This window comes from Corallococcus sp. M7, assembly GCF_054512695.1.
Genome location: NZ_CM137252.1, coordinates 3,125,468 through 3,137,766, shown reverse-complemented (window position 1 = coordinate 3,137,766; position 12,299 = coordinate 3,125,468). Strand labels below are relative to the sequence as shown.

General features: G+C 69.8%; 1 protein-coding gene (cut by a window edge). It reads left to right on the top strand.

Going from position 1 to position 12,299, the window contains the following annotated elements; genetic code table 11:
- Positions 1-183 precede the first annotated feature (183 nt).
- Positions 184-12,299, top strand: the beginning of a protein-coding gene (locus ACX114_RS12865; RefSeq protein WP_459297992.1) for a non-ribosomal peptide synthase/polyketide synthase. The gene runs 20,404 nt beyond the window's last position; the window shows 12,116 of its 32,520 coding nt (coding positions 1-12,116); its start codon is at positions 184-186; the stop codon falls past the right edge of the window.

Below are 12,299 nucleotides of genomic sequence, written 5' to 3'. Positions count from 1 at the left end.
TCATGACACGTCATGTCGTTACGGAATAATGTAACCACCGCGAATTTGCCCACCGCCGCGCTTCTCCTGTGAGCGCGGTCCAGAACGGCAATCCAGCATCAGCAGCAGTCAGAGATCTCACGGGTGCCACCGTTGCGGGTGGCGCTCGTGCGCAATGGCATCCCCCAGTGCGGAGTACACGAGATGAGCCAGGATCTGTCGAAGCGGATCGCCAACCTCTCACCGGAGAAGCGCGCCGAGCTGCTCAAGAAGATGGCCGCGCAGAAGGCCACCTCGGGCAACTCCGCCCAGGGCCTCATCCCGGTACAGGACCGCTCGCGCCCGCTGCCTCTGTCCTTCGCGCAGCAGCGTCTCTGGTTCATTGATCAGCTGCAACCCGGCACCTCCCTCTTCAACGTGCCCATGGCGGTGCGCCTGGAGGGTGCGCTCGATGTGGCCGTCCTGGAACGCGCGCTGCGCGAAGTCGTGCGCCGTCATGAAGTGCTGCGCACCACCTTCCGTGAGGACGCGTCCGGTCCCGTGCAGGTGGTGTCCCCGGAGCCGGTGCTCCCCCTGGAGCGCAAGGACCTCACGGGCGCGCCGCAGGAAGAAGTGTGGCGTCTGGCGCGTGAAGAGGCCGCGCAGCCCTTCGACCTCGCGAAGGGCCCTCTGCTGCGCGCGCTGCTGCTGACGTCGGCCCCGGCAGAGCACCTGCTCGTCGTGGTGGTGCACCACATCATCTCCGACGGCTGGTCCATGACGCTGCTGGTGCGCGAGGTGGCGCTCCTCTACGGCGCCTTCGCGCGAGGCCAAACAGCCCCCCTGCCTCCCCTGGGCATCCAGTACGCGGACTTCGGTGTCTGGCAGCGCGAGTGGATGCAGGGCCCCCGGCTGGAGAAGCAACTCGACTACTGGAAGCGCCAGCTGGCCGGAGTGCCTTCCGCGCTGGAGCTGCCCACCGACTTCCCCCGCCCCGCCACCCGAGACGGCCGAGGCGCTCGGCACGACGTGCTGCTGCCGCGCGAGTTGACGGACGCATTGAAGGCCGTGGCGCAGCAGGAAGGCGCCTCCCTCTACATGGCTCTGCTGACGGGCTGGCAGATGCTGATGGCCCGCTACTCCGGCCAGGAGGACGTCACCGTCGGCTCTCCCATGGCGGGCCGTACGCGCGGCGAGGTGGAGGGCCTCATCGGCCTCTTCGTCAACGCCCAGGTGCTTCGCACCCGCGTGACGGGGAGCGCCTCCTTCCGCACCCTGCTGCGTCAGGTGCGCGAGACGGTGCTGGGAGCCCAGGAGCACCAGGAGCTTCCCATCGAGCGGCTCGTGGAGGAGTTGAAGCCCGAGCGCATCCCGGGCCGCACTCCTTTCTTCCAGGTGATGCTCACCTACCAGGCCTCCTTCCGCGGCGCCGCCACCGTCGAAGGCGTCAAGCTGGAGGCCCTGGAACTCGACACCTTCTCCGCCAAGTTCGACCTCACCCTCCAGGTGTTGGAGACGGACGCCGGCCTCAAGGGCTACCTCGAGTACACCACTGACATCTTCACCGCCTCCACCGCCGCACGCATGGCCGAGCACCTGCGCGTGCTCCTGCGGGAAGCCGTCGCGAAGCCGGATGAGGCAGTCGCCCGGCTGCCTCTGCTGACCGCCGTCGAGCGACGCGAAATGTTGGTGGAGTGGAACGCCACGCGGGCGCCGTTCCCCGAAGCGTGCATGCACTCGCTCTTCGAGGCGCAGGTGCGCCGCGCTCCGGAGGCGGTGGCCGCGGTCTTCGAAGGAACGCAGCTGACGTATGCGCAACTGGACGCGCGCGCCAATCAGCTCGCCCATGCGCTGCGCCGCCGTGGCGTGGGCCCGGAGGTCCGCGTCGCCCTCAGCGTCGAGCGCTCCCTCGACATCGTCATCGGCCTGCTCGGCATCCTGAAGGCCGGTAGCGCCTGGGTGCCCGTGGATCCGCTCCTGCCCCGGGAGCGTCTGGCCTTCATGCTGGAGGACAGCGCGGCTCAGGTGCTCGTCACCCAGCAGCCTCTGGTGGACCGCTTCCCGGAAGCACTGCATGCACGCGCGCTCTGCCTGGATACGGAGCGCGAGTCCCTGGCGCAGGAGCCGACGGATGCTCCCGTGACGGGTGTGACGCCCGCGAACATGGCGTACCTGCTCTACACCTCGGGCAGCACCGGAACGCCCAAGGGCACGGCGGTGGAGCACCGCAGCGTCGCCAACCTCGTCACCCATGAGGCGGTGGCCTACGGCATCGGCCCCGGCAGCCGGGTGCTTCAGTTCGCCAGCCTCAGCTTCGACCTCTCCGTGGAGGAGATTTTCACCACGCTCTGCAACGGCGCCACGCTGGTGCTCGCGCCGCTGGAGAAGCTGATGCCGGGCGCGCCCCTGCCCGTGCTGCTGCGTGAGCAGGAGTTGAGCGTCGTCAGCCTCACTCCTGCGGCCCTGGCGGCCACGTCTTCCGAGGGCCTGCCCAAGGTGCGCACCGTCATTTCCGGCGGCGAAGCCCTGCCCGCGGACGTCGTCGCACGCTGGGCCCCAGGACGGCGCCTGCTCAATACGTACGGCCCCACCGAAGCCACCGTCATCGCCACCTTCGGTGAGGTGGTGGCGGATGGGGACGTACCGTCCATCGGCAAGCCGCTGGCGAACGTGCACGTCTACGTGCTGGACCCGCACGGACAGCCGGTACCCGTGGGCGTGCGCGGTGAGCTGCACATTGGTGGCGTCGGCGTGGCGCGCGGGTACGCGGGACGGCCGGGCCTCACCGCCGAGCGATTCGTGCCGGATGCCTTCTCCAGTGAGGAGGGGGCTCGCCTCTACCGCACGGGTGACGTGGTGCGCTGGCGCGCGGATGGCCAGCTGGACTTCGTTGGCCGCATCGACGCCCAGGTGAAGGTGCGCGGCTTCCGCATCGAGCTGGGCGAAGTCGAGAACGCCCTGCGCGCGGCCCCTGCCGTGAAGGATGCCGTCGTGCTCGCCCGCGAGGATTCTCCGGGCGACAAGCGGTTGGTGGCATACGTCGTGGGTGACGCTCTCGACGTCACGGCCCTGCGCGCGCACCTCAAGCAGCACCTGCCCGAGTACATGGTGCCGGCCGCCTTCGTCTCCATGGAGACGCTGCCGCTGACGTCCAACGGCAAGGTGGACCGCAAGGCCCTTCCTGCTCCGGATGCGAGCGCGCTCCGGGCTTCACACGCCTACGAGGCCCCTGCGACACCACTGGAGGAGAAGCTCGCGGCCCTCTGGAGCGAAGTGCTGCGCATCCCCACCGTGGGCCGCACGGACAACTTCTTCGAGCTGGGCGGCCACTCGCTGCTCGCCACGCAACTCGTGGCCCGTGTGCGCGCGGCGCTCGACATGGAGCTGCCGCTTCGTGCCCTCTTCGAGGCTCCCACCATTGCCGCACTGACGGAACGCCTCCAGCGCGCCGCGACCGGCACGCGTCTGCCCTCCCTGACGCGCACGCGCACCGAAGCTCCCCTGCCTCTCTCCTTCGCGCAGCAGCGTCTCTGGTTCCTCGACCAGCTGACCCCGGACGACGCCTCCTACAACCTCCCCGTCGCGCTGCGCCTCCTGGGCCGCCTGGACGTGGAGGCCCTGCGCCGCGCCTTCGAAGCGCTCGTGGCGCGCCATGAAGCGCTGCGCACCACGTTCTTCGAAGAGGAAGGCCAGCCCTTCCAGCTCATCCATACCCCGGCCCCATGGGCGCTCCCCGTGCAGGACCTCTCTTCCCTGGAGGAGTCCGCGCGCGAAACGGAGACGTTGCGGCTTGCCACCCGTGAGGCCCGGCAGCCCTTCAACCTCGTCCGAGGGCCGCTGCTGCGCACGGCCCTTCTCAAGCTCTCGGCCGACTCCCACGTCCTCCTCGCGACGATGCACCACATCGTCTCCGACGGCTGGTCCATGGGCGTCCTCATCCGTGAGCTGGCGAGCCTCTATGAGTCCTTCAGTGGCGGCCGGGCTCCCTCCCTGCCTCCGCTGCCCGTGCGATACGCGGACTTCGCCCTCTGGCAGCGTCAGTGGCTCCAGGGCGAAGCGCTGGAGTCGCAGCTCGGCTACTGGAAGCGCCAGTTGGCGGGTGCGCCCGCGGCATTGGAGCTGCCCACGGACCGCCCACGTCCGGCAGTCCAGTCCCTGCGCGGCGCCACGATGCCCGTGCACTTCTCCTCGCAGCTGACGGACTCGCTGCGCGGCATTGCCCAGCGTGAAGGCGCCACGCCCTTCATGCTGCTGCTCTCCGCCTTCCAGTTGCTGCTGTCCCGTTACTCGGGTCAGGAAGACATCTCCGTTGGCTCCCCCATCGCGGGCCGCACTCACGCCGAGGCCGAAGGGCTCATCGGCTTCTTCGTCAACACGCTCGTCCTGCGGGCCCAGGTGGATCCGCAGGCGACGTTCCGCGAATTGCTGGCCCAGGTGAAGACCACGACGCTCGCCGCCTACGAGCACCAGCACGTCCCCTTCGAGAAGCTGGTGGAGGTCCTTCAGCCCGTGCGCGACCTGAGTCGCAGCGCGCTCTTCCAGGTGATGCTCGTCCTGCAGAACGCACCCGCGGAAGCGCTGCGCGTGCCGGGCATGGCCTTCCAGCCCATCCCCTTGGAGGGCAACTCCTCCCGCTTCGACCTGTCCCTCACGCTCTTCGAGGTGCCCCAGGGCCTCACCGGTTTCATCGAGTACAGCACCGACCTGTTCGATGCCTCCACGGTCCAGCGTCTCGTGGGCCACCTGGGTGTCCTGTTGGAGGCCATCGCCGCGCAGCCGGATGCGACGCTCGCAAGCCTGCCGTTGCTCACGGCGCCGGAGCGCCAGCAACTCCTCGTCGACTGGAACCGGACGGACGCGGAGTTCCCCCGCGACACCTGCTTCCACGAGGCCTTCACCGCCCAGGTCCTGCGGACACCCGAAGCCCTGGCCGTCATCTGCCGCGACCAGCAGCTCACATTCCAGGAGCTGGACGCGCGCTCCAACCAACTGGCACACCGGCTGGTGAAGCTGGGCGTCGGGCCCGACGTGCGCGTGGTGCTGTGCGTGGAGCGTTCCGTGGAGGCGCTCGTCGGCATCCTGGGCATCCTCAAGGCGGGTGGCGCCTACGTGCCCCTCGACTTCCGCTACCCGCGCGAGTGGCTCGCCCACGTCCTCTCCGACACCGGCGCCCCCGTCGTCCTCACGCAGCAGCGCGTGCATGACGTGCTGCCGCAGCACACGGCCCACGTCGTCTTCCTCGACCCGGACGCTGCGGAGTTCGCGGCCGAGTCCCGCGAAGCGCCCGCCGTGGCCGTCTCTCCCGAGCACCTGGCCTACATCATCTACACCTCTGGCAGCACCGGCCGCCCCAAGGGCGTGATGATCCAGCACCGCTCCGTGATGAACCTGCGGCAGGGGCTGGCCAACACCGTGCACCAGGGCCGGGGAGCAGCGGAGCGCGTCAGCGTCAATGCGCCGCTGTCCTTCGACGCCTCCGTCCAACAGCTCGTCCAGGTGCTCGACGGCCACACCCTCTGCATCGTCCCGGAGGAGGCCCGCGCGGATGCGGGTGAGCTGGTGAAGCGCATCGGGCAGGACGCGCTGGAGGTCCTCGACTGCTCGCCCGCGCACCTGCGCATGCTGGTGGATGAAGGGCTGCTGGAGAAGGACGTCCTCCCCCGGCGCGCGCTGGTGGGCGGCGAGGCGGTGGACCCCGGCACTTGGAGCCGCCTGGCCCAGCACCCACGCCTGCGCGCCTTCAACGTCTACGGCCCCACTGAGTGCACCGTCGACGCGACCGCCTGTGCCTTCGACGCGTCCACCACGCCCACCATCGGCCGGCCCCTGTCCAACGTCCGCGCGTACGTGTTGGACAAGTCCCTGCGCCCGGTGCCCATGGGCGTCGCGGGCGAGCTCTTCCTGGGTGGCGAAGGCGTCGCGCGCGGCTACCTCAACCGCCCCGAGCTGACGGCGGAGCGCTTCATCCCCGACGCCTTCTCCTCCACCCAGGGCGCGCGCCTCTACCGCACGGGCGACGTGGTGCGCTGGCGTGCGGACGGGATGCTCGACTACCTGGGCCGCGCGGACTTCCAGGTGAAGGTCCGCGGCTTCCGCATCGAGCTGGGCGAGATCGAGTCCACGCTCCTCAAGCACGCCCAGGTGCACGCCGCCGTGGTGCTCGCGCGCGAGGACAGCCCCGGCGACAAGCGGCTCGTGGCCTACGTGGTGCCCACGGAAGGCACCGGCTCCGCACTGACGGCGGACATCCTCAAGGACTGGCTCAAGCAACACCTGCCCGAGCACATGCGCCCCTCCGCGTTCCTGGTGTTGGAGGCGCTACCGCTCAACGCCAACGGCAAGGTGGACCGCAAGGCCCTGCCCGCGCCCCAGGCAGTCGCGCCCAAGTCCACCTACGTCGCGCCGCGCACGCCCGCCGAGGAGCAGCTCGCGGCCCTCTTCACGCAGGTGCTGCGCGTGGAGCGCGTGGGCATCCACGACGACTTCTTCGCCCTGGGTGGACACTCGCTGCTGGCCACCCAGCTCATCTCCCGCGTCCGCACCGCCTTCGGCGCGGAGCTGCCCCTGCGTGCCCTCTTCGAGGCTCCCACCGTCGCCGCCCTCGCCGAGCGCCTGCCCACCGCCACCGCGGGCTCCCGGCTCTCGCCGCTCGCTCGCGTCACCCACGAAGGGCCCCTTTCCTTCGCCCAGCAGCGACTGTGGCTGTTGGACCAGCTCCAGCCCGGCAGCGCCGCGTACAACATCCCCGCCGCCCTCCGGTTGAAGGGCCAGGTGGACATCGAGGCCCTTCGCCGTGCCTTCGAGGCCCTGGTCGCCCGGCATGAGACGCTGCGCACCACCTTCTTCCAGCACCAGGGCGAGCCCGCGCAGCGCATCCACTCCCCCGCGACGTGGGCACTGCCGCTGCTTGACGTCTCCTCCCTGCCCGAGCCCCATCAGCGGGACGAGGAGGCGCGGCGCCTCGCGAACGAGGAGGCCCGTCGTCCCTTCGGCTTAGACACGGGTCCCCTCCTTCGCACGTCGCTGGTACGGCTGAGCGAGACGGAGCACCTGCTGCTGGTGACGATGCATCACATCGTCTCCGACGGCTGGTCCATGAGCGTCCTCGTTCGGGAGCTCACGGCGCTCTATGCGGCGTTCCACGCGAATCAACTGCCTACCCTCGCGCCGCTGCCCGTGCAGTACGTGGACTTCTCCGTCTGGCAGCGCCAGTGGCTCCAGGGCGAAACACTGGAGACGCAACTCGGCTACTGGAAGGAGAAGCTCGCGGGAGCGCCCGCCGCGCTGGACCTGCCCACGGACCGCCCGCGTCCGCCCGTGCAGTCGCACCGGGGCGCCACGGTGGACGTGCGGATTCCCGCCAATCTCACGGAGGCCCTCAAGGCCCTGGCCCAACGCGAGGGCGCCACGCCCTTCATGTTGCTGCTCGCGGCCTGGCAGGTGCTCCTGTCGCGCTACTCCACGCAGGACGACATCAGCGTGGGTACGCCCATCGCGGGCCGCACGCAGGCGGAGACCGAAGGCCTCATCGGCTTCTTCGTCAACACGCTGGTGCTGCGCGCCCACGTCCAGCCGCGGTCGACCTTCCGTGAGTTCCTCGCCCAGGTGCGAGGCACGACGCTCGCGGCCTATGAGCACCAGCACGTGCCCTTCGAGAAGCTGGTGGAGGCACTCCAACCGGCGCGAGACCTGAGCCGCAGTGCGCTCTTCCAGGCGATGTTCTCCCTGCAGAACACGCCCGCGGAAGCCCTGCGCGTGCCAGGCTTGTCGTTCGAGCAGGTTCCGCTCGAAGCGAACTCCGCGAAGTTCGACCTGACGCTGACGCTGCAGGACTCGCCCCAGGGCTTCGTGGGTGTCCTGGAGTACAGCAGCGACCTCTTCGACGCGTCGACCATGCAGCGCCTGGTGGGTCACCTGGGCGTGCTGCTGGAGGCCATCGCCGCGCAGCCGGATGCGACGCTCGCGAGCCTGCCGCTGCTCACCGCGCCGGAGCGCCAGCAGCTCCTCGTCGATTGGAATGGCCCCAGCGCGGAGTTCCCCCGCGACCTCTGCCTCCATGAGGCCTTCAGCGCCCAGGCCCTTCGCACGCCTGAAGCCCTGGCCGTCATCTGCCGCGAGGAGCAGCTCACCTTCCAGGAGCTGGAAGTCCGCGCCAATCAGCTTGCGCACCGATTGGTGAAGCTGGGTGTTGGCCCCGACGTGCGCGTGGTGCTGTGCGTGGAGCGCTCCGTGGAGGCTCTCGTTGGCATCCTCGGCGCCCTCAAGGCCGGTGGTGCATACGTGCCCATCGACCCCAGCTACCCTCGCGAGTGGCTTGCCCACGTCCTCCAGGACACCGGCGCGCCTGTCGTCCTCACCCAGCAGCGCCTACGGGACTCGCTGCCCCCGCACTCCGCTCACACCCTCTGCCTGGACTCCGACGCCGCGGACCTTGCTCTTGAATCACAGAACGCGCCGGTGACGTCGGTCACGCCGGAACACCTCGCCTACATCATCTACACCTCGGGCAGCACCGGCCGCCCCAAGGGCGTGATGATTCAGCACCGCTCCGTGCTCAACCTGCGCGTCGCGCTCGCCGCTACGGTGCACGCCGACGCGCAGCCTGGGGAGCGCGTCAGCGTCAACGCACCGCTCTCCTTCGACGCCTCCGTCAAGCAGCTCATCCAGGTGCTCGACGGCCACACCCTCTGCATCGTCCCTGACGAAGCCCGCGCCGACGTCGGTGAACTCGTCAATCGCATCGAGAAGGACGCACTGGACGTCCTCGACTGCTCCCCGGCCCACCTGCGCCTGCTGGTGGAGGAGGGACTTCTGGAGCGCAAGGCCATCCCCCACCGCGTCCTCGTGGGCGGTGAAGCCGTGGACCCCGCCACCTGGCGTCACCTGGCCCAGGCTCCACGTCCTCGCGTCTTCAACGTCTACGGCCCCACCGAGTGCACCGTCGACGCCACCGCCTGCGCCTTCGATGCTTCCCCCACGCCCACCATCGGCAGGCCTCTGCCCAACGTCCGCGTCTACGTGCTCGACCGCACACTGCGGCCCGTGCCCGTGGGCGTCGCGGGTGAGCTCTTCATCGGCGGTGCGGGCGTCGCTCGTGGCTACCTCAACCGTCCTGAGTTGACGGCGGACCGCTTCATCCCGGATGCCTTCTCCTCCACGCCCGGTGCCCGCCTCTACCGCACCGGCGACGTGGTGCGCTGGCGTGCGGACGGAATGCTCGACTACCTGGGCCGTGCGGACTTCCAGGTGAAGGTCCGCGGCTTCCGCATCGAGCTGGGCGAAATCGAAGCCGCGCTCCTCAAGCATCCTCAGGTGCACGCCGCCGTGGTGCTCGCTCGCGAGGACGTGCCCGGTGACAAGCGGCTTGTCGCCTACGTCGTGCCCACGGAAGGCACGGAGCCCGCTCCCACGCCCGAAGTCCTCAAGGACTGGCTCAAGCAGCTCCTGCCCGAGCACATGCGGCCCTCCGCATTCCTCATGCTGGAGGCCTTGCCGCTCAACACCAATGGCAAGGTGGACCGTAAGGCGCTGCCCGCGCCCCAAGGCACCGCGCTCGCCTCCACCTACGTCGCGCCGCGCACACCCTCCGAGGAGCGGCTCACGGCCCTCTTCACGCAGGTGCTGCGCGTGGAGCGCGTGGGCATCCACGACGACTTCTTCGCGCTCGGAGGCCATTCGCTGCTGGCCACCCAGCTCGTCTCCCGCGTGCGCGCCGCGTTCCGCGTGGAGCTGCCGCTGCGGGCCCTCTTCGAAGCGCCCACCGTGGCCACGCTCGTCGAGCGCCTCAAAGCCCAGACGCCGAGCCTGCGTCCCCCTCCGCTCACTCGGACCCAGGCGGACGGCCCTCAGCCCCTGTCCTTCGCCCAGCAGCGCCTCTGGTTCCTGGATCAGCTCACGCCGGGCGATGCGTCCTACAACATCCCCACGGCGCTCCGGCTGACGGGCCCGGTGGACGTGGAGTCGCTGCGCCGCGCCTTTGAAGCGCTGGTCGCTCGCCACGACGCCCTGCGCACCACCTTCCGCGAGAGCCAGGGGCAGGCCACCCAGCAGATCCACACGCCCGGCACCTGGGCGTTGCCGCTCATCGACCTCTCCACGCAGCCCGAAGCGCTGCGCGAAGACGAGGCACAGCGGAACGTCGAAGCGGAGGCGCGTCAGCCGTTCGACCTGCGAAGCGGCCCGCTGCTGCGCACCGCGCTCGTGCGGCTGGCGGCGGAAGAGCACCTGCTGCTCGTGACGATGCACCACATCGTCTCCGACGGCTGGTCCATGGGCGTGCTCGTCCGCGAGCTGGTGGCCTTCTACGAGGCCTTCAGCACCGGCCAGACGCCCACGCTGGCCCCGCTGCCGGTGCAGTACACGGACTTCGCGGCGTGGCAGCGCGACTGGCTCCAGGGAGAGGTGCTCGACGCGCAGTTGGGCTACTGGAAGCAGCAACTCGCAGGGGCTCCGGCCACGTTGGAGCTGCCCACGGATCATCCCCGCCCGGCCATCCAGTCCCACGCGGGTGCGACGCACGCCGTGAGGATTCCCCAGGCGACGTCGGAAGCGCTCAAGGCCCTGGCCCAGCGCGAGGGTGCCACGCCCTTCATGGTGCTGCTCGCGGCCTGGCAGGTGCTCCTGTCGCGGTACTCGGCGCAGGACGACATCACCGTGGGCTCGCCCATCGCGGGCCGCACGCAGGCGGAGACCGAAGGGCTCATCGGCTTCTTCGTCAACACGCTCGTGCTCCGCGCACGCGTGACGCCGGAGGACACCTTCCGGACGCTGCTCGCCCAGGTGCGTGGCACGACGCTCGCGGCCTACGAACATCAGCACGTGCCCTTCGAGAAGCTGGTGGAGGTCCTCCAGCCCGTCCGGGACACGAGCCGCAGCCCGCTGTTCCAGGTGATGTTCGTCCTCCAGAACGCCCCTGGAGAAGCGCTGCGCGTGCCGGGCCTCACCTTCCGGCCGGCCGCCGCCGAGGGCCACTCCGCCAAGTTCGACCTCACCCTGACGTTGCAGGACTCACCGCAGGGGTTCACCGGCTGGATGGAATACAGCACCGCCCTCTTCGAGCGGAGCACCATCGAGCGGATGGACGGCCACCTGCGCACGCTGCTGGAGGCCGTCGCCGCGAAGCCCGAGCAGCCCATGGCCGGGCTGTCCCTCCTCTCCAGTGAGGAGCGGCAGCGCGTCCTCGTGGAGTGGAATGACACGGCCGCCGTCAGCCCGACGGACGTGCCGGTCCACGTCCACTTCGCGCGGCAGGCTCAGCGCACGCCCGACGCGGTGGCCCTGGTGCTGGGGGATGCGACGCTGACGTATGGGCAACTGGACGCGCGCGCGAACCAGTTGGCCCATCACCTGCGGGCCCTGGGCATCGTCCCGGGTGCGCGCGTCGGCCTCGCCGTCGAGCGCTCCTTCGAGCTGGTGACCGCGCTCCTCGCCATCCTCAAGACGGGTGCGGCCTTCGTCCCGGTGGACCGCAATGCGCCCGTCGAACGCATCGCGATGTTGCTGGAGGACGCGGACGTGGGCGTGGTGGTCACGCACCAGCCCTTCGCTTCACTGCTGCCCGCCTCCGGCACCCGCGTCTGGCTGGATGCCCAGTCCACGGAGATCGCCGCACGACCCACGCACGCGTCGGATGTCCGCTTGGACGGTGAAGCCCTGGCCTACGTGATGTTCACCTCGGGCTCCACGGGCCGCCCCAAGGGCGTCAGCGTGCCCCACCGGGGCATCACCCGCCTGGTGCTTGGCAGCACCTTCATGCGCTTCGGGCCCGACGAAGTCTGGCTCCAGTTCGCCCCCGTTGCCTTCGACGCGTCCACGCTCGAAATCTGGGGCGCGCTGCTACACGGCGCGAAGCTCGTCCTCGCTCCGCCGCATTCGCTCTCGCTCGAAGAGCTGGCCGCGCAGGTGCGCCACCACGGCGTGACGTCACTCTGGCTCACCACCGCCCTCTTCGAGCAGATGGCGCTTCACCAGGGTGAAGCGATCGCGGGCGTGCGTCAGGTCCTCGCGGGTGGCGACGTGCTGCCCGCGGACCGCGTGCGCGAGCACCTGAGCCGCCTCTCCGAAGGCGCTACCTTCCACAACGCCTACGGCCCCACGGAGAACACCACCTTCTCCACCACCCTCACCATGCGGCATGGCATGCGCGTGGAAGGCGCCATCCCCATTGGCCGGCCGATCTCCAACTCCACCGTCTACGTGCTCGACGGGCACCTGCACCCGGTGCCCGTGGGCATCGCCGGCGAGGTGTACGTGGGCGGCCAGGGCCTCGCGTGGGGCTACCTGAACCGCGCGGACCTCACCGCGGAGCGTTTCGTCCCCCATCCCTTCGCCACCACGCCGGG